The organism is Stenotrophomonas sp. RG-453 (assembly GCF_033843685.1).
GTDB lineage: Bacteria > Pseudomonadota > Gammaproteobacteria > Xanthomonadales > Xanthomonadaceae > Stenotrophomonas > Stenotrophomonas bentonitica_A.
The window spans coordinates 283,103-307,370 of sequence record NZ_JAMYED010000001.1; the positions used below are offsets into that span (position 1 = coordinate 283,103).

Annotated in this window: 20 protein-coding genes, 1 tRNA gene and 1 pseudogene; 11 read left to right on the forward strand and 11 right to left on the reverse strand. The window is 67.4% G+C overall.

The annotated features are described in order from the left end of the window. Positions 1–20 precede the first annotated feature (20 nt). The 7 genes from tolB (at position 21) to NJD74_RS01245 (ending at position 5,150) form a co-directional block, all read left to right on the forward strand. Positions 21–1,340 (forward strand): Tol-Pal system beta propeller repeat protein TolB, encoded by a 1,320-nt coding sequence (gene tolB / locus NJD74_RS01215; RefSeq protein ID WP_046272625.1) that lies wholly within the window; start codon positions 21–23, stop codon positions 1,338–1,340. 64 nt (positions 1,341–1,404) lie between these two features. Beyond that, positions 1,405–1,920: a peptidoglycan-associated lipoprotein Pal gene (gene pal / locus NJD74_RS01220; RefSeq protein ID WP_019185217.1), complete on the forward strand. Its 516-nt coding sequence runs from the start codon at positions 1,405–1,407 to the stop codon at positions 1,918–1,920. Positions 1,921–1,923: 3 nt separating this feature from the next. Then, positions 1,924–2,730 carry a tol-pal system protein YbgF gene (ybgF, locus tag NJD74_RS01225; RefSeq protein ID WP_046272626.1) on the forward strand — a complete coding sequence of 269 codons (807 nt, stop codon included), beginning with the start codon at positions 1,924–1,926 and terminating at the stop codon, positions 2,728–2,730. Between the two features lie 132 nt (positions 2,731–2,862). Beyond that, positions 2,863–3,561, forward strand: a complete 699-nt coding sequence (queE, locus tag NJD74_RS01230; RefSeq protein ID WP_046272627.1) for a 7-carboxy-7-deazaguanine synthase QueE — start codon at positions 2,863–2,865, stop codon at positions 3,559–3,561. Positions 3,562–3,636: 75 nt separating this feature from the next. Then, positions 3,637–4,302 (forward strand): 7-cyano-7-deazaguanine synthase QueC, encoded by a 666-nt coding sequence (gene queC / locus NJD74_RS01235; RefSeq protein ID WP_019185214.1) that lies wholly within the window; start codon positions 3,637–3,639, stop codon positions 4,300–4,302. A gap of 72 nt (positions 4,303–4,374) precedes the next feature. Next, positions 4,375–4,450: transfer RNA gene (locus tag NJD74_RS01240), tRNA-Lys, on the forward strand. A 97-nt stretch (positions 4,451–4,547) separates the two neighbouring features. Then, positions 4,548–5,150: a DUF922 domain-containing protein gene (locus tag NJD74_RS01245; protein ID WP_319623494.1), complete on the forward strand. Its 603-nt coding sequence runs from the start codon at positions 4,548–4,550 to the stop codon at positions 5,148–5,150. Between the two features lie 27 nt (positions 5,151–5,177). On the opposite strand, the gene NJD74_RS01250 is transcribed toward NJD74_RS01245, so the two are convergent. Then, the gene (locus tag NJD74_RS01250; protein ID WP_102788156.1) at positions 5,178–6,653 is read right to left on the reverse strand and encodes a S41 family peptidase; all 1,476 of its coding nucleotides are present in this window, start codon (positions 6,651–6,653) and stop codon (positions 5,178–5,180) included. 276 nt (positions 6,654–6,929) lie between these two features. On the opposite strand from NJD74_RS01250, the gene NJD74_RS01255 reads away from it, so the two are divergent. Next, a complete protein-coding gene (locus tag NJD74_RS01255) occupies positions 6,930–7,598 on the forward strand; it encodes a lysozyme inhibitor LprI family protein (RefSeq protein ID WP_319623495.1) in 669 nt (222 codons plus the stop codon). 21 nt (positions 7,599–7,619) lie between these two features. Here the strand turns inward: NJD74_RS01255 and NJD74_RS01260 are convergent, their stop codons facing one another. The 3 genes and pseudogenes from NJD74_RS01260 to NJD74_RS01270 form a co-directional block, all read right to left on the reverse strand. Further along, positions 7,620–8,285 carry a DUF3011 domain-containing protein gene (locus tag NJD74_RS01260; RefSeq protein WP_070471276.1) on the reverse strand — a complete coding sequence of 222 codons (666 nt, stop codon included), beginning with the start codon at positions 8,283–8,285 and terminating at the stop codon, positions 7,620–7,622. Between the two features lie 109 nt (positions 8,286–8,394). Continuing rightward, positions 8,395–8,793, reverse strand: coding sequence for a response regulator (locus tag NJD74_RS01265; protein WP_019185159.1), 399 nt, complete (start codon positions 8,791–8,793; stop codon positions 8,395–8,397). 123 nt (positions 8,794–8,916) lie between these two features. Further along, positions 8,917–9,680 (reverse strand): annotated as a pseudogene (locus NJD74_RS01270) (CPBP family intramembrane glutamic endopeptidase). 152 nt (positions 9,681–9,832) lie between these two features. On the opposite strand from NJD74_RS01270, the gene NJD74_RS01275 reads away from it, so the two are divergent. Continuing rightward, the gene (locus tag NJD74_RS01275; protein ID WP_070471280.1) at positions 9,833–10,129 is read left to right on the forward strand and encodes a zf-TFIIB domain-containing protein; all 297 of its coding nucleotides are present in this window, start codon (positions 9,833–9,835) and stop codon (positions 10,127–10,129) included. A gap of 18 nt (positions 10,130–10,147) precedes the next feature. On the opposite strand, the gene NJD74_RS01280 is transcribed toward NJD74_RS01275, so the two are convergent. The 6 genes from NJD74_RS01280 to NJD74_RS01305 all read right to left on the reverse strand — a co-directional run bounded on the left by NJD74_RS01280 (position 10,148) and on the right by NJD74_RS01305 (position 17,217). After that, positions 10,148–10,660 (reverse strand): GNAT family N-acetyltransferase, encoded by a 513-nt coding sequence (locus tag NJD74_RS01280; protein WP_319623496.1) that lies wholly within the window; start codon positions 10,658–10,660, stop codon positions 10,148–10,150. A gap of 99 nt (positions 10,661–10,759) precedes the next feature. Further along, on the reverse strand, positions 10,760–11,821 hold the full coding sequence (locus NJD74_RS01285; protein WP_319623497.1) for a copper resistance protein B: 1,062 nt from the start codon (positions 11,819–11,821) through the stop codon (positions 10,760–10,762). Next, a complete protein-coding gene (locus NJD74_RS01290; protein WP_102788154.1) occupies positions 11,818–13,611 on the reverse strand; it encodes a copper resistance system multicopper oxidase in 1,794 nt (597 codons plus the stop codon). The genes NJD74_RS01285 and NJD74_RS01290 overlap by 4 nt, the downstream gene beginning before the upstream one ends. A 104-nt stretch (positions 13,612–13,715) precedes the next feature. Then, positions 13,716–14,114: a CopL family metal-binding regulatory protein gene (locus NJD74_RS01295; protein ID WP_102788153.1), complete on the reverse strand. Its 399-nt coding sequence runs from the start codon at positions 14,112–14,114 to the stop codon at positions 13,716–13,718. A 94-nt stretch (positions 14,115–14,208) separates the two neighbouring features. Further along, the gene (recQ, locus tag NJD74_RS01300) at positions 14,209–16,014 is read right to left on the reverse strand and encodes a DNA helicase RecQ (protein ID WP_319623498.1); all 1,806 of its coding nucleotides are present in this window, start codon (positions 16,012–16,014) and stop codon (positions 14,209–14,211) included. Between the two features lie 651 nt (positions 16,015–16,665). Further along, positions 16,666–17,217 (reverse strand): Dps family protein, encoded by a 552-nt coding sequence (locus tag NJD74_RS01305; protein WP_019185151.1) that lies wholly within the window; start codon positions 17,215–17,217, stop codon positions 16,666–16,668. A 96-nt stretch (positions 17,218–17,313) separates the two neighbouring features. Between NJD74_RS01305 and hrpA the strand changes: the two genes are divergently transcribed. Continuing rightward, positions 17,314–21,417, forward strand: coding sequence for an ATP-dependent RNA helicase HrpA (gene hrpA / locus NJD74_RS01310; protein ID WP_319623499.1), 4,104 nt, complete (start codon positions 17,314–17,316; stop codon positions 21,415–21,417). A gap of 45 nt (positions 21,418–21,462) precedes the next feature. On the opposite strand, the gene NJD74_RS01315 is transcribed toward hrpA, so the two are convergent. Next, positions 21,463–21,975: a hypothetical protein gene (locus NJD74_RS01315; protein ID WP_102788151.1), complete on the reverse strand. Its 513-nt coding sequence runs from the start codon at positions 21,973–21,975 to the stop codon at positions 21,463–21,465. Between the two features lie 132 nt (positions 21,976–22,107). Here NJD74_RS01315 and NJD74_RS01320 point away from each other — a divergent pair, with 132 nt between their 5' ends. Beyond that, positions 22,108–24,261: a bifunctional (p)ppGpp synthetase/guanosine-3',5'-bis(diphosphate) 3'-pyrophosphohydrolase gene (locus NJD74_RS01320; RefSeq protein ID WP_070471294.1), complete on the forward strand. Its 2,154-nt coding sequence runs from the start codon at positions 22,108–22,110 to the stop codon at positions 24,259–24,261. Positions 24,262–24,268: the final 7 nt, after the last annotated feature.

The following is a 24,268-nucleotide window of genomic DNA, read 5'->3' on the forward strand; positions in this document are numbered from 1 at the left end:
TCTCCCCTATTGAGCGCTCCATGAAAAAAATGCCTCGCTGGCTTGCCGTTGTTGCGGCCCTGTTGTTGCCCTTTGCTGCCATGGCGCAGCAGAAGGGGCTGGATATCGACATCATTGGCGGCAATGCCTCCGCCACGCCGATCACCGTCGTCCCGATGCCCTACCAGGGTTCGGCCGGTGCCCCGCAGACCGACGTGGCCGCCGTGGTACGCGCCGATCTGGACCGTTCCGGCCAGTTCCGCAACCTGCCGGAAGCCCAGATCGTCGAAAAACCGACCCGTGGCAGCGAGATCCAGTTCGCTACCTGGCGCGCGCTGAAGCAGAACTACATCGTCGTCGGCCGGGTCATGGACGCCGGCGCCGGTGCCTACCGCGTGGAGTACGAGCTCTACGACGTGCCCAAGGGTGAGCGCCTGCTCGGGCTGGCGATGACCGCCCGTGGCAACGCCATGCGCGATGTCGCCCACCAGATGGCCGATGCCATCTACGAAAAGATCACCGGTGTCCGCGGCGCCTTCTGGACCCGCATCGCCTATGTCACCGCCAGCGGCAAGGGCGATGCCATGCGCTATGCGCTGATGGTGGCCGATTCGGACGGCTTCAACCCGCAGACCATCGTGCGCTCGGCCGAGCCGCTGCTCTCGCCCAGCTGGAGCCCGGACGGCAACAAGCTGGCCTACGTCAGCTTCGAACGCGGCAACTCGGCGATCTACATCCAGAACATCTCCAGCGGCGCCCGTGAGCTGGTCACCAGCTTCCGCGGCATCAACAGTGCTCCGTCGTTCTCCCCGGACGGCCGTCGCCTGGCCCTGTCGCTGTCGCGCAGCGGCAACCCGGAGATCTACGTGATGGACCTGGGCAGCAAGCAGCTGACCCAGCTGACCAACCACTTCGCCATCGATACCGAGCCGACCTGGAGCCCGGACGGCAGCAGCGTCTACTTCACCTCCGACCGTGGTGGCCGCCCGCAGATCTACCAGGTGGCCTCCAGCGGCGGCAGCGCTTCGCGCGTGACCTTCCAGGGCAACTACAACGCCACCCCGAGCCTGTCCTACGACGGCAAGAAGCTGGTGGTCGCCCAGGGCAGTGGCAACACCTACAAGATCGCGATGATGGACAGCAGCACGGGCTCGGCCCGCTGGAACACGCTGTCGCCAGGGTCGCTGGATGAATCGCCGAGCTTTGCGCCCAACGCGAGCATGGTGTTGTACGCCGCCCGCGAGGGTGGTCGTGGCGTGTTGTATGCCGTTTCGGCCGATGCGCGCGTGCGCCAGCGGCTGGTTCTGGCCGACGGTGATGTTCGTGAGCCTTCTTGGTCGCCATACCGTACAAAGCGCTAACAGAGTGTTAAGATTTCGCCGTATTCATCCCTCATCCGGCTTTAGGAGCCTCAAAGGTATCGCCATGAACAAGACCACCCGCGTTCTGCTTGTCTCCCTGTTGTCCGTGGCCGCCCTGGCCGGTTGTTCCAAGAAGGTCAAGGAAGCGCCTGTTGCCCCGGTTGATACCGGCAGCACCACCGCTCCGACCGGCCCGTCCACCTCCGGCCTGTACGGCCCGGGCGATCTGGATACCGACTCCTGCCTGCGCCAGCGCGTGGTGTACTTCGACCTGGACAAGGAAGACGTGAAGCCGGAATTCCAGGCCATCATGGCTTGCCACGCCAAGTACCTGCGTGACCGTCCGTCCTCGCGCATGACCCTGCAGGGCCACACCGACGAGCGCGGTTCGCGCGCGTACAACCAGGCCCTGGGCGAGCGTCGTGGCAACGGCGTGTCCTCGGCACTGCAGGCCAACGGTGGTTCGGCTTCGCAGCTGACCGTCGTGTCCTACGGTGAAGAGCGTCCGGTCTGCACCGAGTCGGGCGAGTCCTGCTGGTCGCAGAACCGTCGCGTCGAGATCGTGTACACGGCTCAGTAATAGATGCGCTTTCGATTTCTATCGATGATCGTTGCGGCAGCCCTCGTGGCTGCCGCACCGGCCAATGCGCAGCGCCAGAGTCTGGCCGACCGCGTCGGCGCGCTTGAGCAGCAGGCGAACAACAACCAGTCCAACATGGACATGCTCAACCAGCTGAACCAGCTGCGTACCCAGTTGCAGGCCCTGCAGTCGCAGGTCGAGCAGCTGCAGCACGACAATGAGCAGCTCAAGCAGACCGGCAAGGACCAGTACCTGGACCTGGACAGCCGCCTGAACCGCCTGGAAGGTGGAGCCCCCGTGCTTCCCGCCGCCCCGGCCGCAGCCGCGACTGCCCCCGCTGCACCCCCGAAACCGGCAACGGCCGCTTCCGAGCGGCCGCCCTCCGTGCACGGCGATGCCGGCAGCCTGGCTGCCAGTGGCGACGAGCGCACGGCCTACAATGTCGCCTTCGATTCGCTCAAGGCCGGCAAGTACGACGACTCGGCGCAGCTGTTCATGAGCTTCCTCGAGCTGTACCCCAACGGTGTCTATACCCCCAACGCGCTGTACTGGTTGGGCGAAAGCTATTACGCCACCCGCAATTTCCCGCTGGCTGAGGCGCAGTTCCGCGACCTCATCTCGCGCTACCCGACCCATGACAAGGCGTCCGGTGGCCTGCTCAAGATCGGCCTGTCGCAGTATGGCGAAGGCAAGGTCGACCAGGCCCAGGCGACCCTGGAACAGGTCGTGTCCACGTACCCCGGCTCCGACGCCGCGCGCACCGCGCAGGACCGTCTGCAGTCGATCCGGCTGGGCCAGCAGATCCGCTGAACCCGCCCCGGGCCGCTGAGGCGGCCGGGCCCGGTATAATGATTGATCGCCAACCGGGCGTTGCCCGGTCTTCCGTGCCGGGCCATGCCCGGCTGTTGTCGTTTCCGAAGCCGTCCCCCAAGAATCACCGCCATGACCACGACCCTGTCCGCTGCCGCCGCACTCCCCAGTGAGATCGTGCAGTCCCCGCTGCCGCGACTGAAGATCACCGAGATCTTCCTGTCCCTGCAGGGCGAAGCCGATACCGCCGGCTGGCCGACCGTGTTCGTGCGCCTGACCGGCTGCCCGCTGCGCTGCACGTACTGCGATACCGCCTACGCCTTCCATGGCGGCACCTGGTGGGACATCGACGCGATCGTGGAAGAGGTGCTGGCCCAGGGCGTGCACCACGTCTGCGTGACCGGTGGCGAGCCGCTGGCGCAGAAGCGCTGCCTGGTGCTGCTGGAGAAGCTCTGCGATGCCGGCCTGGACGTCTCGCTGGAAACCTCCGGTGCGCTGGATGTCAGCGCCGTCGATCCGCGCGTATCGCGGGTGGTCGATCTGAAGACCCCCGGCTCCGGCGAAATGGCCCGCAACCGCCTGGAGAACCTGCCGCTGCTGACCAAGCGCGACCAGATCAAGTTCGTCCTGTGCAGCCGCGAAGATTACGAATGGGCCCGTGGCATGGTCCGTGAGCATCGCCTCAACGAGCGCAGCATGGTGTTGTTCTCGCCGAGCAAGAGCGAGGTCAGCCCGCGCGAGCTGGCCGACTGGATCGTCGCCGACCGCCTGCCGGTGCGCTTCCAGATGCAGCTGCACAAGCTTCTGTGGAATGACGAGCCGGGCCGATAAGCCGCCTTGGCATTTCCTGATGTACCCGGCGCGGGACAGCGTGCTGGTTCCCTGCAAACCACCGGAAACACCCCCATGAAGAAAGCAGTCGTCCTCCTGTCCGGCGGCATGGACTCCGCCGCCGTCGTCGCCATCGCCCGCGAGCAGGGTTTCGCCGTCCACGCCCTGAGCGTGCGCTACGGGCAGCGCCACACCTCCGAACTCGATGCCGCCGCGGCGGTCGCCAGCGCGCTGGGCGCGGTGGCCCACAAAACCGTCAACGTCGACCTGCGCAGCATCGGCGGCTCGGCCCTGACCGATGATATCGACGTCCCCGAAGCGGGCGGTGAGGGCATCCCGGTCACCTACGTGCCGGCCCGCAACACCATCATGCTGTCCGTCGCGCTGGGCTGGGCCGAAGTGCTGGGCGCCAACGACATCTTCTGTGGCGTCAACGCCGTGGATTACTCCGGCTACCCCGATTGCCGCCCTGAGTTCATCCAGGCCTTCCAGGCGCTGGCCAACCTGGCGACCAAGGCGGGTGTGGAAGGGGCGGGCATCCAGGTCCACGCGCCGCTGCAGTTCCTGAGCAAGGCCGACATCGTGCGTGAAGGCGTTCGCCTCGGTGTGGACTTCGGCCTGACCGTGTCCTGCTACAACGCCGACGACCAGGGCCGCGCCTGCGGGCACTGCGACGCCTGCCGCCTGCGTGCGCAGGGTTTCACGGATGCCGGCGTACCGGATCCCACCCACTACGTGTGATGCCGGACGGGTACGCATGAGCGCGAAGATGCGTTAGAATGCGCACCCCCGGCGTCATGTCGGGGATGCAATGGGCCGTTAGCTCAGTTGGTAGAGCAGAAGACTTTTAATCTTTTGGTCGATGGTTCGAATCCATCACGGCCCACCATTGCATCCATGATCAAGGCGACCGCGAGGTCGCCTTTTTCATGCCTCCCGTTCGGCCCGGATCGCATCAAGCCCCGTCCTTCTGCATGGAACGCGTCGTGAACAACCAGCTCCCACATCCCCGGTCTACCTTCCGTCCCCACGCGCTGCTGCGTGACACTGCACTGGTCCTTGCGCTGATTGCCCTGGATGCGGGCGCCGCGCAGGATCTGACGATCACCTACTACGACGTGCAGGGCGACACCCTGCAGGAACTGCGCGCGTCACTGAACGCGCACGGGCCCGTCGGCAAGGACGGCGTGCGCCATCACGGCCACGTGGACTGGTACGTGGGGTGGAACTTCGACTATGCCCCACGAGGTGCAGGTTGCAGGCTCGGCAAGGTGCGCATGGAGGTGAGGGCCACCATGGTGCTGCCGCGCTGGACCGGCGCGGACACGGCGCCCGCCTCGCTGCAACAGGAATGGGCGCGCTACAGCCAGGCGCTGCGGGTGCATGAAGACGGCCATGCAGCGCATGCCGATCAGGCTGCCGAGGACATCCAGCGACGATTCGCCGCCGTTGGCGGCGGGATGCGCTGCCCGCAGCTCGGTGAGGAACTCAACCGCATCGGGAAAGCGGTTCTCGATGAATACGCCGCGCGCGACAAACAGTACGACGAAATCACCGAGCATGGTGCCACGCAGGGCGCGCGTCTCTAGCGCGCAGGAGGCACTGCAGTGAGCGGCTCAGTGCCGCGTGATGTCCTCGGCAACGGTCTCCAGCAGTCGTTGCGCGCGTGCGCGTGCCCCTTCGCCAGCGCGGGGCGTGATCGGTAGATCGGGCGCGATGCCCGCCACTTCATCGGTGCCGTCGGCGCGCAACCGGACACAGTCCGGAATACGCATGCGCAGGTGTGAGTGGGGCAGCTCGCGCGATGGGGCGCCGCTCATGAAACCGCAGCCGTAGCCACCACTACCGGTGCCGACGATGCGCGCGATGCGGTTGTCCTGCATGCGCGCGGCAAACATCTCCGCCGAGGACACGGTCTTGCCATTGGTGATGACGTAGACCGGCCCGTCCCACGCACCCCAGTGGGCGCGCAGGTCCTGTGCCCAGTCGAGACGGTGGGCGATCAGGAAATCGTCCAGCGTATCCACCGCCTGGCTTGGCAGCGGGCCACCGGAGGTGCCTGCCGCGACCAGGCGGCGGCACTGGCCGCCGTTCCATGGCTGCTGGGTCTGCCACACCCAGGACAGGTCACAGGCTGGAAGGCTCAGTGCACGCCGCGAAGCATCGAAGCTGGCGCGCTCAGCCGTCAGCAGGCGGCGGGCGGTGGCGGCCGGATGATGGCGGCGCAGGGCATCGTCGAGTCGCTCGTACTGTTCGTCGAGATAGGGCCTGCCTGCGGCGGACTGACTGACCAGCAGCGTGGCCGACGTGACCGGCCGCGGGGTGAACAACCGCGCAAGCGTGTCGCCACTGTCATCCCCGCCCGGGTTGTCGCCGACATCGACCAGCACGGCATCGACGCCATCGTGCTGGAACCGGCGCAGGCTGCCGGCGATCATGGCCACCCAGCCGTTCACCAGCACGCTGCGCATGTCGCCGATGGAATCGGCATGGCGCAGCTGTGGCCACAGCGCGTGGCATAGACCGGGATAGCGCAGCGCATCGAACTCGTGCAGCCGAAGCACGCCCACCTTGCGTCCCTCGGGCAACGCGAGGATGCCGGCGCGCAGCGCAGGGTCGGCCTGGCCGTCCAAGGGGGTGTAGCCGGGCAGTGTTTCCAGCGGAAGGCTGAAGTCCTGCCGGCCTTCATCGGCGACCCCGAGCGCGGCGCAACCGGCACTCGGGCCCAGCGTGCGCGGATCGACAGCCCGTGGTGGCTGGGACGTGCCGCCTGCATCCAGCCGGTCGAGCAGCGCTAGGTGGCCATCATGGAAGCCGGCCAGAAAACTGCGCAGCGCCTGGGTGGCCTGGGCGTCATTGCGTGCCTCGGCGAGGTCGCGCTGTGCCCGGGCATCAAGGGTCGGCAGATCGACGCCGCTCTCGGGCGAGGCCATCCAGGCCAGGTGCGCGTAGTCGCTCTGCAATGCTGCTTTGAGCACCGCGTAATCTGCCCGCCAGGCATCCCGATCCACTGCCGCGGCCGCGCTCACGCCACTGGCCGAGAGCGTGCCCACCGCCGCCAACAGGCCCGCCATCCATCGCATGGTTGCCATCACATCCTCCCTGAGTCGGGCCGGCACATCCGGCTTCCACGTGACTGTCCACCCTCGATCTTAGTCAAGGGGACGCCTCGCAGGTAGTGGCAGCGGTGCCCTGCGCACACCTGCACGTCGAGGCGGAGAAGCGCCATGAGCATCGCAGGGAAGGACGCCCGGGCCGATCCTTGCGCCTGGCGGACCGTGTCGGCTGGAGGAGGCGCCGCATACACCCGCTACGCACGCGATCGCGCACAATAGGCCGTCTTTGAGCTGATTGCTGTTGGAGGTGCCATGAAACGTGTCGTCCTGCTGAGCCTGGGGGCGCTTGCGCTCGCGGCGTGCTCCAAGCCTGAATCCGCCGATCAGGCGGGCCCGTCGGCCACCGCCGAGGCCCCTACCGCGGCCAAGCCTGCCGACCCTGCCGCTGCCGCGACCCAGTCCCCGTCGTTCGATTGCGCCAAGGCACAGTCCGAGGCCGAGAAACTGGTGTGCGTCGACCCACGGCTGGCCGCGCTGGACCGTCAGCTGGCCGCGCTCTACAAGCGCGTGCAGACCAGCCCGGACGAGCTGGACATCGCGGCCGAGCAGCGTGGCTGGATCAAAGGGCGCGATGCCTGTTCGCGCGCGGTGGATCCCAATCGCTGCCTGGTGGAGTCCTATCAGACGCGCCTGGTCGAGCTGACCATCAACGGCGGCGGCATCCAGGTGCCGGCGAAGGTCGAGTACCGCTGCGACGACAACAGCAAGCCGGTGACGGCGGTGTTCTACAACGACATCGACCCGACCGCGGCCGTGGTCAGCTGGGGCAACGATCAGGCGATCGTCTTCCCGATGCCCGTGAGCAAGGACGAGAACAATGGCGGCCGCTGGGGCCGGGAGGGCGTCGACCTGCGTATCCACGACGACCAGACCACCCTGGACTTCTACGGCACCACGCTGCAGTGCCAGATCGCCCGGTGATGCCGGCCACCGCCGCGTCGCTCAGCGCACGCGGCGGTAGCGCACCTCGTTCTGCCGGTCGCCGACCTCGGTGGTGACGAACCCGTCGCGGCTCTGGCTAATATCGAACACGCTGCTGCCGACGTTGAGCTGGCCGCCGTTGACCCAGCCATTCAACGTCTGGCCGCCGGTCTGCGCGCTCATCCGGCCATCGCTGTCGATGCGCATGCGGATGTCGGCATTGAAGGTCGGGTTGTAGCCCTCGAATTCTCCGATCATCCAGCCGGGTACGTAGGAGGTATGCCGGGCGCCCTGGTAGGTGTCGTCGTCGTAGCGCGCGTCATCCTTGTTGGCGTTGTGCGCCAGCGCGCCGAGGATGGCCGCGCCGATCAGCACGCCGGCGGCGACCTTGGCGTCGTGGTTGTCATCATCGTGGCGATCATCACGGTCGCTGCCGCCGTGGACCCGGAACGAGGCCCGGCAGCCATCATCCACCCAGACCTCGCGGCGGTCGTAGTCCCAGGTGCGGCCTTGCCGGCAGTCCGCACCGGACAGCTTGCGGTCCAGGGTGACGTAGCCGGCGCGGGGCAGGGTGCAGGATTGATAGCGGTTGTCGCGGCTCTCGCAGGTGACGAAATCATCCGCACGCGCGTTCTCGAACGGAAGCAGCAACAGCAGGGGCGTGGCCAGCAGCGTACGAAAAAGCATGACGTCGATTCCGGCAGGGAAAAGAAGCGCGTTTCACTGACGCCGACGATGGGCACGCGGGCATGAAATCCGGATGAAGATCACCCGCCGTTCAAACCGATCAGCCGCCTCAGGCGCAGGCCGCCAGCGGTTGCTGGAAACAGGCCCGGATCGCGTCGAGCAGTTCGCTCATGCTGTACGGCTTGGGCAGGAAATGCATGCCAGGGCCGAGCTGCGGCACCACGACGGAAGGCTCCAGGCCCGAGGTGACCAGCACCGGCAGCCCGGGCCGTTCCTGCTTGACCCGATGGGCGGCCTCGATGCCGCTGACCGCGCCCAGGCAGACATCGGTGAACACCAGATCGAAGCGCTCGCCGGCCTGGAGCAGCCCCAGCGCGGCTTCCGCCGAACTGACCGCAACGACTTCGCAGGCCTGGCTTTCCAGTGCCATGCGGCTCAGTTCGCGGGTGTCTTCGGTGTCTTCGATCAACAGCACGCGGGGTTCGGGATGGTGCTTGGACAACAACATGGAGCGTGGTTCCTGCTTACCCCCGGACAGGGGCGCGCAAGTATCGCGGGCCGCCGGTGAGGAGGCCGTGGACGGCACCGAAATGCCAGGTAAACCCCCTCGCGTGACCTGCCTTCGGGTGGCTCATGCCGATGTGAGGGACCGGGGCCTGCGGCGGTGCCAGGCCCAGACCAGCGCCACCGCCAGTCCTGCTGCTGACAGGCGCAGCACGGTAGCCGGCCAACCGACGGCCGTGGCCTCGGTGATCACGAACACGTTCCAGGCCAGGTTGAGCGAGACATGCAGGGCCAGCCCGCTCCACAGGGTGTAATCGTCCAGAGTATTGAGCCAGGCGAACACCAGCCCACCGATGCCGGTGATGGCGAACACCTGCAGGGCCATGCCGCCGCCACCGCCGAACGACCACCAGTGGATGGCGCCGAAGATGACAGCCTGGACCAGCGCAGCAGCCAGCCACGGCCAACGCTGCTGACGGTGCGCGAAGATGAAACCGAAACCGCGGAAGATGATCTCTTCGGCGAGTGGAAACAGCACGCCGAGCATCAGCAGGGCGAGCACATCCTGGGTCGGATTGAACCCCCCAGCCACCACAGACCCAGCCAGCACGGCAGCGTCGCCAGCAGCGCCAGGGCCGGCCCCTGCCAGCCATTCCAGCGCAACCCGAGCAGCGCACTCAGGCGCTGCCCCGGCCGCACCAGCAGCGCGGCCACGAGCAGCACCAGCAGCACGCCCAGGCCGTTGTCGAGGATGGCGCCGCCATAGGGAATCGGCAGTTTCGGGATCGGTGCGCCCAGCCACGCGGCAAGGTCGCGCAGGTTGATCGAGATGGCCAGGGTCAGCACGACCACGCAGGCGGCCAGCCAGGTGGGCAGGCGGAAGGACGGCATGGGACGCTCCATATCCAGGGATGCGTGGATTGTTGGCGAGGACAGGCCGGGCAGCATGGGGCATTGGTCGGGGGGCCATCGGTCATGGCCGCGTTGCACCACGGTCAGGTGGGACCGGCTAGAGTGCGGCTTTGCCCCTTGGATAACTGCCCATGCAATGCCCCGTATGCAAGACCCAAGCGCTGCAGATGTCCGAGCGCCAGGGCATCGAGATCGATTACTGCCCGCAGTGCCGTGGCGTGTGGCTGGACCGTGGCGAGCTGGACAAGATCATCGAGCGCTCGGCCGGTGCCGCAGCACCGGCCCCGGTACGCGCGGCTGCTCCGCCGCCGCCGGCCGCCGTGCAGCACCGTGACACCCGCCATCTGGGCCAGCAGCCGTACGGCGACCAGCACGGCTACCGCAAGAAGAAAAAAGAAAGCTTCCTGTCGGACCTGTTCGACTTCTGACAGGCGCCTGTGCCGTGCTCAGGCGCGGCGCAGGATGAATTCCCGGTCGACACTGTCGCCGACCGGAAAATCGTATTCGCCGACCTTGCTGCAGCCATAGCGCGCATAGAAGCGCTGCGCACCTAGATTTTCCGACCATACGCCGACCCACAGCGTGCGCCGCTGCGGTTGATCGAGCCACGCCAGGAACGCGTCCATCAGGCGCGCGCCGTGACCACCGCCCTGGTGGCTGGCGAGCAGGTAGAGACGTTTGAGTTCGATATCGCCCTCGGCGGCATCGGCATGCGGCAGGCTGTTCGGCCCTGCGGCGAGATAGCCCACCACACGTGCGCCGTCTTCCAGCAGCCACGCCGCATTGCGTGGGTCGGCGAGCTCGCGGCGTTGTGGCTCGACCGCGTAGTGGCTGTCCAGAAAATCGCGCAGGTCCTGCGGCGGGTACGAATCGCCAAAGGTCTCGGTGTAGGTGGCGATGGCGATCGCCGAGAGCGCATCGGCATCGGCAAGGGTGGCGCGGCGGAGGGTCAACGTCATGGCGCAGGGCAGGCAGATCGGGCCGGCAGCTTACGGCATCGGCGCAGGCGGCAGGGGTTCCGGGCACCTTGGTACCCGGAACCTGTCACGGCCGCTGGATCAGAACCAGACGCGCACGCCCGCCACCCAGCGGGTATCGCGCGCGCGCTCACCGGCCACCTCGTGGTAATCAGCGGTATCGCCGAACAGCCGCTCGTGGCTGATGCCGATGTAAGGCGCGAAGCGGCGGCTGAACTCGTAGCGCAGGCGCAGCCCGGCCTCGACCTTGTTGAGTCCCGAACCGTTGCCGTACGCCGGCTCGTCCTTGGCCGAGAACGTGGCCTCCACCAGCGGCTGCAGGATCAGGCGGTTGGTCAGCAGCAGCTCGTACTCCACTTCCACTGTCGCAGCAAACTGTCCGCCTTCGCCGATGTAGGCCGTGGCCGAGGTCTCGAACTTGTACGGCGCCAGGCCCTGGATGCCGAACGCCGCCCACGTGCGCGAATCCGCCGGGCGGAAATCCTGCTTCACGCCGACCAGCACGTCCCACCACGGCGAGACGCTGCGGCCGTACATCACCTCGAGATTGGCCGACTCGGTGCGGCCGTCACCGCGCTCGCCTTCGCTGCGCAGCCATAGCCGGTTGATGTTGCCACCGACCCAGCCGCTGGCCTCCCACGCCTGGCCGGTACCGCGCTGGCCGTCCCAGTGTTCCAGGCGGTTGACCAGCAGCATGCTGTGGATCTCCGGTGCATGCTCCATCGCACCGTGGTCGATCGGAGGGAACGCGGCGAGGCGGTCGGCGGGCGTGACGACCGGAATCGGTTCGCGTGGCTCAGTGAGCGCGGGTGGCTTCGGCATGCCGTGGTCCATCGTCGAATGGTCCATCTGGCTGTGATCTGCGCTGCCATGGTCCATCGTCGAATGGTCCATCTGGCTGTGATCGGTGCTGCCGTGGTCCATCGTCGAGTGGTCCATCTGGCTGTGATCGGCGCTGCCGTGGTCCATCGTCGAGTGATCCATCTGGCTGTGATCGGCGCTGCCGCCATCTGCCGGTGGCGCATCGGCCGTGATCGGTGCCGTGGCATGGCCGGCATGCGACTGCGCCCACGTCGGGGCGGACAAGGCCAGCAGCAGCGCAGCGCTGAGGGTGGGCATCGCGGTAAGCGGAGCGCGGCTCATTCTTCGATCCTCACTTCGCGCATCATGCCCGCTTCCATGTGGTACAGCAGATGGCAGTGGTAGGCCCAGCGGCCGAGCGCGTCGGCGCGCACGCGATAGGTGCGGCGGGTGCCGGGGGGCATGTCGATGGTGTGCTTGCGCAGGTGGAACTGGCCATCGGCGTTTTCCAGGTCGCTCCACACGCCATGCAGATGGATCGGGTGCTGCATCATCGTGTCGTTGACCAGCACGATGCGCATGCGTTCACCGTAGTTCAGGCGCAGCGGTTCGGCGCTGGCGAACGGAATGCCGTCGAAGGACCAGCTGAATTTCTCCATGTGGCCGGTCAGGTGCAGCTCGACCTCGCGGCCGGGATCGCGGCCATCGGGATCGTCGAACAGGCTGCGCATCGCACCGTAGGTCAGCACGTGACGACCGTTGTCGCGCAGGCCGATGCCGGGATCATCGAGCTTTGGGTCGGTGGCCATGCTCTGCATGTCGACCAGCGGATTGCCTTTTTCGCTGGCCGGGTGGCGCGGCGCCTTGGAATCAGCGCCGTGCGCGCCGTGGCCCATGCTCGCGCCGCAGCCACCTTCCATGCCCTTCATGTCGTGACCCGCCATACCGTTTCCGGCATGGCCCATGTCATGGCCCATGTCGCTCATGGTCAGCAATGGGCGCGGGTCGCGCTCGGGAACCGGCGCCTGCAGGCCGTGGCGGACCGCCAGCGTGCCGGCGGCATGGCCGGTGCGGCCCATGTCCTGGCAGAAGATCGTGTAGGCATCCTGTCCACTGGGTTCGACGATCACATCGAAGGTCTCGGCCGGTGCGATGCGGAACTCATCGATGCTGACCGGGTGGATGTACTGGCCATCGGCGGCGACCACGGTCATTTTCAGGCCGGGGATGCGCACATCGAAGTAGGTCATCGAGCCACCGTTGATGAAGCGCAGCAGCACCTTCTCGCCACTGCGGAACAGCCCGGTCCAGTTGCCCGCCGGTGCGGTGCCGTTGAGCAGGTAGGTATAGGTGTGGGCGTTGATGTCGGAGATGTCGGTCGGCGTCATCCGCATCCGGCCCCACATGCCGCGGTCGGCGGTGGCTGCGGCCCAGCCATCCCGGCGCACATCACGGAGGAAGTCGGGCAGGGTGCGCTTGTAGTAGTTGTCGTACTCGGCGAGCTTCTTCATGCGCCGGAACAGCGCGCCGGGGTCCATGTCGGTCCAGTCCGAGAGCACGATCACGTGCTCACGGTCGAAGCGGTACGGCGCCGGCTCGAGCGGGTCGATGATCAGCGCGCCGTACAGGCCGGCCTGTTCCTGGAACATCGAATGGCTGTGGTACCAGTACGTGCCCGACTGCTTGAGGGTGAACCGGTACTGGTAGGCCTCGCCGGAGGCGATGCCGTTGAAGCTCAGGCCGGGCACGCCGTCCATGTTGGCCGGCAGCAGCAGGCCGTGCCAGTGGATGGAGGTGGGGTGCCCCTGCAGCGTGTTGGCCACCCGGATGTTGACCGTCTGGCCTTCGCGCCAGCGCAGGATCGGCGCCGGCAGGCTGCCGTTGACGGTGATCGCCGGGCGGGTGCGCCCGGTGAAGTTGGCCAGCGATTCGCCGATGCTCAGCTGCACGTCATGGCTGCTGAGCACCTGCGGGGCACCGGCCAGGCCGGGACCGGCGGCCGCGAAGGCGCGTGGGCTCAGGCCGGTGGCGGCCAGACCGGCGACCACGCCGCCGGCAGCCACGCCCTGCACGAACAGGCGGCGTGACGGCATGGGCGGGGTGCCCGTGCCGGGTGTTTTAAGGAAAGACATTGCAACTCCGGATCCGATTCGAATGGCACGCGGGGTGCCGGCAACGCCCGCAGGCGGGGCCATACGGGCAGGGCATCAGGCAGGCGCTCGCAGAGCGCTGCGGATCAGGCGATCGGAGGGCGGGTGATGCGGTCCAGCGGCGGTGTCGGTTGCGACGGATGCGCGGCCGGCAGCGGGGCCAGCGACAGCGGCGGGGGCGTGGCCAGCCAGGCGACCTGGGCGGTCAGGCTGGGTTGCTGCGCGCAGCTGCGCAGGCAGTCCTTGATCTTGCAGTGGTCGCCATCGTGAGGCGCCTGCACTCCGCTGGCAGCATCGGGCATGGCGTGATGGTCATGCGGGAGGGCGGCCGCCGGTGCTTCACCATGGCAGGTCGGTGCGGCACCGCTTGCGGTGGCCGGCTCGGCCAGGGCGAGCGCCATCGGGCCGGCCATGGCCACGTTCAGCCCGTTGAGCAACAGGCTGAGCATCAGGACGACTCGCAGGAGCAGGCCACTGGCGGACATGGGGCTCACCTTACTGCCAAATCCGCACGGTCGCACCCATGGCTGAACACGTGGTTCAACTCTGGAGCAAGGTCTGTCTGGCCGCCCCGGCGCATCAGCCTTCCTCGCGCACGATCTCGACCAGGCGGTCGCCGTAACGGGCCAGCTTGGTGCCACCGATGCCCCCGACCCGGCCCAGCGCATCGACGCTGGTGGGGCGCTGTTCGGCAATGTTGCGCAGGGTGCTGTCGTGGAAGATCACGAAGGCCGGCACGTTCTGCTCGCGCGCGAGTTCGGCGCGCAGGCCCCGCAGGGCATTGAACAGCGCCAGGTCCTGCGGCAGCACCGACAGGCCGGTGCGCTGGCCGCTGCGATCGCGCTCGCGGGCCGCCTTGGGCGTCTCGCGGCGCATCATGACCTTGCGCTGGCCCTTGAGCACCTCGCGGCTGCCATCGGTCAGGCGCAGCCCGCCGTAGGCGCTGCTGTCCACCTCGAGCAGGCTGGAGGCGACCAGCTGGCGGAACACGCTGCGCCAGGTACGCGCGTCCAGATCCTTGCCGATGCCATAGGTGCTCAGTTCGGTATGCCCGAACTGGCGGACCTTCTCGTTCTCGCCCCCGCGCAGGATGTCGATCAGATGGCCCACGCCGAAGCGCTGGCCACTGCGGTAGACGCAGCTCAATGCCTTCTGGGCGGCGACGCTGGCATCCCAGGCATCGGGCGGCAGCAGGCAGTTGTCGCAGTTGCCGCACGGCTGGGGGTAGGTTTCCCCGAACCCCGCCAACAGGACCTGGCGGCGGCACTGCATGGATTCGCAGTAGCCGAGCAGGTGATCGAGCTTGGAGCGCTCAAGCGTTTTACGTTCTTCGCCGGCCTCGGACTGCTCGATCATCTGCTTGAGCAGCACCACGTCGCCCAGGCCGTAGCAGAGCCACGCTTCGGCGGCTTCGCCATCGCGCCCGGCGCGGCCGGTCTCCTGGTAATACCCTTCCATCGATTTGGGCAGATCGGTGTGCGCGACGAAGCGTACGTCCGGCTTGTCGATGCCCATACCGAAGGCGATGGTGGCGCACATGACGATGCCATCTTCGCGCAGGAAGCGGCGCTGGTTGGCCGCACGCACCTCGGCAGGGAGGCCTGCGTGGTAGGGCAGGGCGTTCATGCCCTCCTTGCACAGGAACTCGGCGGTTTCCTCCACCTTGCGCCGCGACATGCAGTAGACGATGCCGGCTTCCTGGCGGTGGACCTTGAGGAAGTCCAGCAGCTGGCGCTTGGCGTTGTCTTTCTGGACGACGGTGTAGCGGATGTTGGGCCGGTCGAACGAACTGACGAAGTGCTGGGCGTTGGTGAGGTCCAGGCGTTCGGCGATTTCGCGCTGGGTCGGCGGATCGGCGGTGGCGGTCAGCGCGATGCGCGGGACGTCGGGCCAGCGTTCGTGCAGGACGGTGAGCTGACGATATTCCGGGCGGAAGTCGTGGCCCCATTGCGATACACAGTGCGCCTCGTCGATCGCGAACAGGGCGATCCGGCTGCGCGAGAGCAGCGAGAGGAACCGTCCGGTGAGCAGGCGCTCGGGGGCGACGTAGAGCATGTCCAGTTCGCCGGCGAGCAGTTCGCGCTCGACCCGGGCGGCGGTGTCGCCATCGAGGGTGGAGTTGAGGTATTCGGCGCGGACGCCAAGCTGGCGCAGGGCTTCGACCTGGTCCTGCATCAAGGCGATCAGCGGCGAGATGACAATGCCGGTGCCGTCGCGGAGCAGGGAGGGAACCTGGTAGCAGAGCGATTTGCCGCCGCCGGTGGGCATGAGGACGAGCGCGTCATTGCCGGCGGCGACATGCTCGACGATCGCCTGCTGCGGACCGCGGAATTCGTCGTAACCAAAGATGCGGCTGAGCAGGTCGTGCGCGGGGCGGGAAGACATCGCGCTAGTTTACCTTGCCCACGCTCCGGGCCGTGTCCTCTGATGCCGGATCGGTCTGTAGGGAAGCCGAGGCCGGAGCCAGAGCCAGAGCCAGAGCTGAAGGCGCAAAGCGCCGGGCGTGGCCTCCTACGGGGTTGGCGCGGTGTGGGTGGGTCTGCTGGACCCGCCGTGAACCCGTCCATGGGGGCTCGATGTGCGCCATCCATGGCGCACAACGGTCCTGCAGACCCACCCACACCGCGCCGTCGACACTTGGCTGGTGTTCAAAGGAGAGCCAGTCCAGAGCCAGTCATGCGCCAGTCAAACGCAGACAGGCGCCAATAGGCGCCTGTCTGCTGTTGCTTGCCTTTGAGCTTTGAGCTTTGAGCTTTGACCTGTGGCCCGAGCCCCGAGCCCGAGGCCTGTTACCGCTTGCCGAAGAGGCCGCTCTGGCTTTCCCAACCGTCCATCCAGATCTGTCTGGCGAGTGGGGGCCAGGCCCTGACGGGACCGTCGTGCGCCATGGATGGCGCACGTCGAGCCCCCAAGGATGGGTTTACGGCGCGTCCCGGCAGGGACTGGCCCCCGCTCGCCAACACGGAGACCCCGTCAGCCAAAGCCCTTGTCTTTGCCTTTGCCTTCAGTCAGCCAAGCCCGCCGGCACGCGAACCCTTACTGCAGCAGCGACCGCAGCATCCAGGCGTACTTCTCGTGGGTCTGCAGACGCTGGGTCATCAGATCCTCGGTCGGTGCGTCGTCCGCATCATCGGCCACGTCCAGCACTTTGCGCGCCGTACGGCACACCGCCTCGTTGGCAGTGACCAACTGGCGTACCATCTCACGCCAGTCCGCGCTGTCGGTCAGGCCCGGCTCCTCGGCAATCGAGGTCAGGGCCGCGAACTCGCGGTACGAGCCCGGGGCATTGAAGCCCAGTGCACGGATGCGTTCAGCCACGTCATCCAGGGCCGCCCATTGTTCGGTGTACTGGGTCTCGAACATCGTGTGCAGCGAGTTGAACATCGACCCGGTCACGTTCCAATGGAAATTGTGGGTCTTCAGGTAGAGCGTGAACGCATCGGCTTGGAAGGCCGACAGCCCATCGGCGATCTTCTTGCGATCGCCCTCCTTGATCCCGATATCAATGTTCGGGGCCGACGGGGCTGCCGCGCCGAGCTTCTGCTTGGCCGTCTTGGGCTTTGCCGGGGTCTTGGTCGTCTTCGCCATGGGAGAACTCCTTATGGATGGGATGAATCGGATGGCCTTCACAATAGATCAGACTACCCTTTCAGTAGTAAACAAAAGTTCTAAACGAATCGATTGATGAGCGCTATCGAAAAACCACATGCAGCACGCCTGGCCCAGCAGCAGGCCGCCATCAACGGGGCCATGAGCCGCGACCGCGGTCGTTTGCTGGGGATGCTCTCGCGTTGGCGGGCCAAACCGGCGGATGCGGGGCTGGCGGCGGCGTTCGAGCAGGCCTTGCAGGCGTCCGTGCAGCGCCGTGAAGCGCGTGCGCTGAATCAGCCGGCCATCACTCTGGACGAGCAGCTGCCGATTGCGCGTGAAGCCGAGGCCATCACCGCGCTGATCCGCGACCATCAGGTCGTGGTGATCGCCGGTGAGACCGGCTCGGGCAAGACCACGCAGCTGCCCAAGCTGTGCCTGGCCGCCGGCCGTGGCACCGCCGGCATGATCGGCTGCACGCAGCCGCGGCGGATTGCCGCACGAGCGGTGGCCACGCGTGTCGCGCAGGAGCTGCAGTCCGAACTGGGCACCACCGTGGGTTACCAGGTGCGCTTCACCGACCGTGTCGGTGACGATACCCGCATCAAGTTCATGACAGACGGCATCCTGCTGGCCGAGATCAGCAGTGACCGCTGGCTGTCCAACTACGACACGATCATCGTCGACGAGGCGCACGAACGCAGCCTCAACATCGATTTCCTGCTGGGCTATCTGAAGCAGCTGCTGAAGAAGCGGCCGGATCTCAAACTGATCGTCACCTCGGCGACCATCGATACCTCGCGCTTCGCCCAGCACTTCGATGATGCGCCGGTGATCAGCGTGGAAGGCCGCACCTTCCCGGTGGACGTGCGCTACCGCCCGCTGGAAGGCGAGGGCGGCGGCGATGCCGACGGTGGCCGCGATGGCGAGCGCACCGTGAATGATGCAGTGGTCGCGGCGGTGGATGAAATCACCCGCATCGATCCGCGCGGCGACATCCTGCTGTTCTTCCCGGGCGAGCGCGAAATCCGCGATGCGCACCAGGCACTGGAGCGGCGCAAGTACCGCGGCACCGACGTGCTGCCGCTGTATGCGCGGCTGTCGGTGAAGGATCAGGACCTGGTGTTCAACCCGGGCAGCAACCGGCGCATCGTGCTGGCCACCAACGTCGCGGAAACCTCCCTGACGGTGCCGCGCATCCGCTATGTGATCGACCCCGGTTTCGCCCGCATCAAGCGTTACAGCCCGCGCCAGAAACTGGACCGGCTGCATATCGAAGCGGTCTCGCAGGCCAGCGCCAACCAGCGCAAGGGCCGGTGCGGTCGTGTCTCCGAAGGCATTTGCTACCGGCTGTATTCCGAAGCGGATTTCCAGTCGCGCCCTGAGTTCACCGATCCGGAAATCCGTCGCTCCAGCCTGTCCGGGGTGATCCTGCGGATGCTGCAGCTGGGCCTGGGCAGGATCGAGGATTTCCCGTTCCTGGAAGCACCGGATGAACGCGCCATCGCCGATGGCTGGCAGCAGCTGGGTGAGCTGGGTGCGGTCGATGCCGAGCGCCGCCTGACCCCGATCGGGCGCCAGATGGCGCGCCTGCCGGTGGACGTCAAACTGGCTCGCATGCTGGTCGCCGCGCAGGCACAGGGCTGCCTGCGGCCGATGCTGGTGATCGCCTCGTTCCTGGGCATCCAGGACCCGCGTGAGCGGCCACCGGAAGCGCGCGCCGCCGCGGACAACGCACATGCGCTGTTCGCCGATGGGCGCTCGGAATTCGTCGGCGTGCTGCGCCTGTGGGACGGCTACCGCCAGGCCCACGAAGATCTCACCCAGTCCAAGCTGCGCGACTGGTGTGGGCGGCATTTCCTTGGTTTCCTGCGCATGCGCGAATGGCGGGAACTGCATCGCCAACTGCGCGTGCTGTGCGAAGAACTGGGCTGGAATGAAGAGCCGGCAGAGACCTCGTTGGCGCCGCTGCTGGCCGGTTCCTCTGCACCGGCGCCGGCGCGCGATGACGAGGCCAGGATCAAGGCGACGCGTGGCCAGCAGCACCGTGCCGCGCGCCTGGCCCGCGAAGGGAAATCCGAACCGGCGCCTGCCGAGGACAAGGCCGCGCCCGGCAACGGTGCCGATCCGGAGGCACGCAGCGCGTTCAGCGACAAGGTGCGCGCCGCGGCGTACCAGACCCTGCACCGCGCGCTGATCGCCGGCCTGCCCACGCAGATCGGCCATCGCAGCGACAAGGGCGATTTCCTGGCGCCGCGCCAGCGTCGCTTCCTGCCGTTCCCGGGCTCGGCCCTGGCCAAGCGGCCGCCGCCGTGGCTGCTCACTGCAACCCTGCTGGACACCCAGAAGATCTGGGGTCTGACCAACGCGGCGATCGAGCCGGACTGGGTCATCAACGAACTGCCGCACCTGCTGCTGCGCAAGCACTTCGATCCGCACTGGTCGCGTGCGCAGGGCCAGGTGCTGGCCTCGGAGCAGATCAGCCTGTTCGGACTGGTGCTGGCCCCGAAAAAACCGGTGCATTACGGCCGCATCGCGCCGGCCGAGGCGCATGACATCTTCGTGCGCCAGGGCCTGGTGACCGGCGAGATCAACACCCGGGCCGGCTTCGTGGCCGACAACCTCAAGGTGCTGGAGCAGGCGCGCGAAGAAGAAGCCAAGCTGCGCCGCGCCGGTATCGTCGCCGATGAAGGCTGGCAGGCGCGCTGGTACCTGGACCGGATACCGGCCGAGATCCATTCGGCGATGGGCCTGGATACCTGGTGGAAAGCACTGGCGCCGGAGAAGCGCCGGGCGCTGTCGTGGACGCTGGCCGATCTGCTGCCGGGCGAAGGCAGCGATGCCGAGCGCTATCCCAGGTACCTGCCGCTGGGCGATGCGCGGCTGGCGCTGCATTACACCTTCGAACCCGGTGCCGAGGACGATGGTGTGACGCTGGAGGTGCCGCTGCACCTGCTCAACGCGCTGGATCCGGCGCGGCTGTCGTGGCTGGCGCCGGGCTTCGTCGCTGACAAGGCCGCCGCATTGATCCGCAGCCTGCCCAAGGCGATGCGCCGCAACTATGTGCCGGCACCGGACTTTGGCCGCGCGTTTGCCGAGGCCTTCGCCGAACCGACCGCCGATGACATCCGGGGCGAACTGGCGCGGTTCCTCGCGCGCGCGACGGGTGCCAAGCTGGCCGCAACCGATTTCGACGAAGCCTCGCTGCAGCCGCACCTGCGCATGAACCTGCGCCTGCGCGATGCCGACGGCAAGGTGCTGGCGACCTCGCGCGATCTGGAGGCGCTGCGTGCCCGCTTCGGCGACAAGGCCGGTGAGGCCTTCGCCGCACGCGCAGGGCGTGCGCTTGCCGCGGAAGGGCTACGCGATTTCCCGGCTACCCCGATCCCGCTGCAGGTGCCCGGCGAAGCCGGCGTGCCGGCGTACCCGGCACTGGTCGATCAGGGTGAGACCGCAGCGCTGAAGATCTTCGCCGACCGCAACGAAGCGCTGGAACAGCATCCGCTCGGGGTTCGTCGATTGATGGAGATCGCGCTGGCCGACAAGGCCAAGCAGGCGCGCAAGCAATTGCCGGTGCCGCCCAAGACCGGGCTGCTGTACGCCGCGATCGAATCGCAGGAGCGGCTGCGGGGCGATCTGGTCGATGCGGCGATGAATGCCGTGCTGGCCGACGGGCTGGGTGATATCCGCGACCCTGCCGCGTTCGCCAAACGCAGTGCCGAGGCGGGCAAGGCGTTGTTCGGTGAGGCGATGGCGCGCCTGAAGCTGGCCGAGAACATCCTCGCCCACGTGGCCGAGCTCAAACCACAGCTGGAAGCGCCGCTGATGGGGTGGGCGCGTGGCAACCTCGATGACATGGAGCAGCAGCTTGCCGCCCTGGTCCATCCCGGGTTCCTGCGTGACACGCCGGCCGACGCGTTGGCGCAGTACCCGCGCTATCTGCGCGCGATGATCCTGCGCACCGAACGTGCCAAGCGTGATCCACCGCGCGATCAGGCGCGCATGCTGGAGCTGCGTCCGTTCGTGGAGGCGCTGGCGCAGGCCGACGCGCGTGGCCTGCGCCAGCGGCCGCAGTGGCAGGACCTGCGCTGGGACCTGGAGGAGCTGCGGGTTTCGCTGTTCGCCCAGGAGCTTGGGGCGCGTACCGGCATTTCGGCCAAGAAACTGGCCCAGCGCGTAGCCGCGCTGCAGAAGGCCTGATCCGGCAACCCCCGTGCCGGTGCGGCACGGGGAACCGGGTGCGGATTACTTGACGCGGCGGACCTTGGCGCGGGTGTTGACGCCCTGCACCTGCAGGTACCACACGCCGCCCAGGCCGGGAGCGATGCTGACCTCGGGCGATTGGCGGCGGACGCCACCGACCTGGGCGTCGTCGATCTGCTCCCACTCCTGCGCGTTGGCGAGCACGTAACGCTGGCCCTTGCCGAAGCCGCGGAACTCACCGGTCAAGGTGCTTTTGATCGGCTCCTTGGTGCCGAAATCGAAGAAACCGTGGTTCTTCACGATGACTTCCTGGCGCCCCTCTTCGCGGGCCTGCTCGCGAGCATCGGCGGCCAGGGCAGCCACTTTGCCCTGCAGCCAGTTGTTGAGCTCGGCCAGTTCCTGCGGTGTGAGTTTCTCCAGCCCGGCCGCCTTGAACTCGGCCGGCGACATCTGCTGCTGCAGATCGCCTTCCACCACGCGCTGGGCCAGCGCCGGCAGCGACACACTCATCACAATGGCCGCGCAGGCCAACAACCGCAGACGGGAAAAGCGCATGGCAGGGTCTCTCCTAGGGATGGCCGCAGTGTAGTGCCAGCGCCCGGGCATGTGCACATGCAGGCGACGGCGATTGTCGGGGGGGCGCTGCGGCGCTAGTGTAGATGGCCTCTGTCTTGTCTGTACGATGCTGTGAACCGCGCTTCTGCCCCCGGCCTGGATGCCTTGTTGAACCGACCCTCGGTGGCTTCGCTGCCGACCGAACTGCGCGAGGCGTTGCTGCAGCGCTGGCAGCAGCCCGAGGCCGATCTGGACATGCGCGCGGGCTGGCCGGTGCTGGCCGACACGCTTGATGCGCTGTCGCTGCTGTCGGCCGACGAGTCGGCGCTGCTGGCCACCCTGCTGTTCGATCTGCCGTGGCTGCGCGCCGGGCTGGACGCGTTGCCGGTCGGTGCGCTCAAGCCGGTGGTGGTCGGCCTGCTGGACGGGCTGGACGCGGCCGACCAGGTCTGGGCGCTGCATGCCGGGCGTGAGGCCGGTCGCAACAGCGAGGGGCTGCGTCGCCTGCTGCTGTCGATCATCCGCGATCTGCGCGTGGTGCCGATCCTGCTCGCCCGCCAGCTGGCCCGCATGCGCGGTGCCGATCGCCTGCCCGAGGAGGAACGGCGCGCGTTGGCCCAGCTCACCCGCGACATCCACGCGCCGCTGGCGAACCGGCTCGGCATCTGGCAGTTGAAGTGGGAGCTGGAAGACCTGGCGTTCCGCCACCTCGAACCGGAGACCTACCGCCGCATCGCCCGCGAGGTCGACGAAACCCGGTTGGCGCGCGAGCGCTATGTCGAGGCCGTCAAAAAGGCGCTGTCGCGCGAGTTGCTGGCGCAGGGCATCCGTGCCGAGGTCAGTGGCCGCCCGAAGCACATCTACAGCATCTGGCGGAAGATGCAGAAGAAGCGGCTGGCGTTCGAGCAGCTCTACGACATCCGTGCGGTACGCGTGATGGTGGAGGACGTGGCCGCCTGCTACGCCGCATTGGGCGTGGTGCACGCGCTGTGGGCGCCGGTGCCGAGCGAGTTCGACGATTACATCGCGCGCCCGAAGGCCAATGATTACCGCTCGCTGCATACCGCCGTGGTCGGCCCGGAAGGTCGCACCATCGAAGTGCAGATCCGGACCCACGACATGCACGCCCAGGCCGAGCTCGGCGTGGCCGCGCACTGGCGCTACAAGGAAGGCAGCAAGGGTGCGGAGAAGGCCTTCGACCGCAAGATCACCTGGATGCGCCAGTTGCTGGAGCAATCCCAGGAGGGGCACGGCGGTGAGCTGGCCGGCGCGCTGGATGCCGAGCTGACCGAGGACCGGGTCTACGCGCTCAGCCCCAAGGACGAGGTGATGGACCTGCCGCAGGGCGCCACGCCGCTGGATTTTGCCTACCACGTGCACACCATGGTCGGGCACCGTTGCCGCGGCGCGAAGGTGAATGGCCGCATCGTGCCGTTGACCTACCGGCTGCGCAGCGGCGACCGCGTCGAGATCCTGACCGGCAAGGAGGCCGACCCCCGGCGGGACTGGCTGCTGGCCTCCAGTGGCTTCCTGGCCAGCAACCGCTCGCGTGAAAAGGTGCGCGGCTGGTTCCACAAGCTGGACCGCGCACGCAATGTGCAGGCCGGACGCGAACTGCTCGAGCGCGAGCTGAAGCGGCTCGGCCTGCAGCATGCCGACCTTGCCATCGCGTTGAAGAAGTTCCACGCCGACAGCGTCGACGATCTCTATATCCAGGTCGCGCTGGGCGACACCGGGCCGAACCAGGTCAGCCGTGCGCTGCTGGAAGCCGAACGGGCCGCCAGCCAGCCGGCGGTGCCGGCGATGCCGCGGCCCACGGCGCGGCGCGACAGCGTGCGCAGTGCCAACTTCACCGTGCAGGGCGTGGGCAACCTGCTGGTGCAGCTGGCCCGCTGCTGCCAGCCGGTGGCCGGCGAACCGATCGTCGGCTACCTCACGCGGGCGCGTGGCGTCACCGTGCACCGCACCGACTGTGCGGCGCTGGCCCGGCTGGCCGCAGCCAGCCCGCAGCGCATTCTTCCCGTGGAGTGGGGCCAGGCCGGCGGTGGCTATGAAGTGGACGTGGTGGTCGATGCGGTCGACCGGCGCTGGCTGCTCAAGGACATCACGAACCTGATCGCGCAGGAGGATGCCTACGTCCTGGACATCCACAGCGACAACGTCCGCAACAGCGGCCGGGCGCACCTGCGGCTGCGGCTGAAGGTCAGCGACTACGGGCAGCTTTCCACCCTGCTGGGCAAGCTGGACGCACTGCCCGGCGTCAGCGAAGCCCGGCGTCTAGGCTGAGCTCACG

Excerpts from the sequence above, each read along its gene's own strand:
- queE (WP_046272627.1), top strand. The coding sequence starts at position 2,863 with ATGACCACGACCCTGTCCGCTGCCGCCGCACTCCCCAGTGAGATCGTG.
- recQ (WP_319623498.1), bottom strand. The coding sequence starts at position 16,014 with ATGTCTTCCCGCCCCGCGCACGACCTGCTCAGCCGCATCTTTGGTTAC.
- NJD74_RS01315 (WP_102788151.1), bottom strand. The coding sequence starts at position 21,975 with ATGCGCTTTTCCCGTCTGCGGTTGTTGGCCTGCGCGGCCATTGTGATG.
- NJD74_RS01295 (WP_102788153.1), bottom strand. The coding sequence starts at position 14,114 with ATGTCCGCCAGTGGCCTGCTCCTGCGAGTCGTCCTGATGCTCAGCCTG.
- queC (WP_019185214.1), top strand. The coding sequence starts at position 3,637 with ATGAAGAAAGCAGTCGTCCTCCTGTCCGGCGGCATGGACTCCGCCGCC.
- hrpA (WP_319623499.1), top strand. The coding sequence starts at position 17,314 with ATGAGCGCTATCGAAAAACCACATGCAGCACGCCTGGCCCAGCAGCAG.
- NJD74_RS01265 (WP_019185159.1), bottom strand. The coding sequence starts at position 8,793 with ATGTTGTTGTCCAAGCACCATCCCGAACCCCGCGTGCTGTTGATCGAA.
- NJD74_RS01280 (WP_319623496.1), bottom strand. The coding sequence starts at position 10,660 with ATGACGTTGACCCTCCGCCGCGCCACCCTTGCCGATGCCGATGCGCTC.
- NJD74_RS01250 (WP_102788156.1), bottom strand. The coding sequence starts at position 6,653 with ATGGCAACCATGCGATGGATGGCGGGCCTGTTGGCGGCGGTGGGCACG.
- tolB (WP_046272625.1), top strand. The coding sequence starts at position 21 with ATGAAAAAAATGCCTCGCTGGCTTGCCGTTGTTGCGGCCCTGTTGTTG.
- NJD74_RS01275 (WP_070471280.1), top strand. The coding sequence starts at position 9,833 with ATGCAATGCCCCGTATGCAAGACCCAAGCGCTGCAGATGTCCGAGCGC.
- NJD74_RS01255 (WP_319623495.1), top strand. The coding sequence starts at position 6,930 with ATGAAACGTGTCGTCCTGCTGAGCCTGGGGGCGCTTGCGCTCGCGGCG.
- NJD74_RS01260 (WP_070471276.1), bottom strand. The coding sequence starts at position 8,285 with ATGCTTTTTCGTACGCTGCTGGCCACGCCCCTGCTGTTGCTGCTTCCG.
- pal (WP_019185217.1), top strand. The coding sequence starts at position 1,405 with ATGAACAAGACCACCCGCGTTCTGCTTGTCTCCCTGTTGTCCGTGGCC.
- NJD74_RS01285 (WP_319623497.1), bottom strand. The coding sequence starts at position 11,821 with ATGAGCCGCGCTCCGCTTACCGCGATGCCCACCCTCAGCGCTGCGCTG.
- ybgF (WP_046272626.1), top strand. The coding sequence starts at position 1,924 with ATGCGCTTTCGATTTCTATCGATGATCGTTGCGGCAGCCCTCGTGGCT.
- NJD74_RS01305 (WP_019185151.1), bottom strand. The coding sequence starts at position 17,217 with ATGGCGAAGACGACCAAGACCCCGGCAAAGCCCAAGACGGCCAAGCAG.
- NJD74_RS01290 (WP_102788154.1), bottom strand. The coding sequence starts at position 13,611 with ATGTCTTTCCTTAAAACACCCGGCACGGGCACCCCGCCCATGCCGTCA.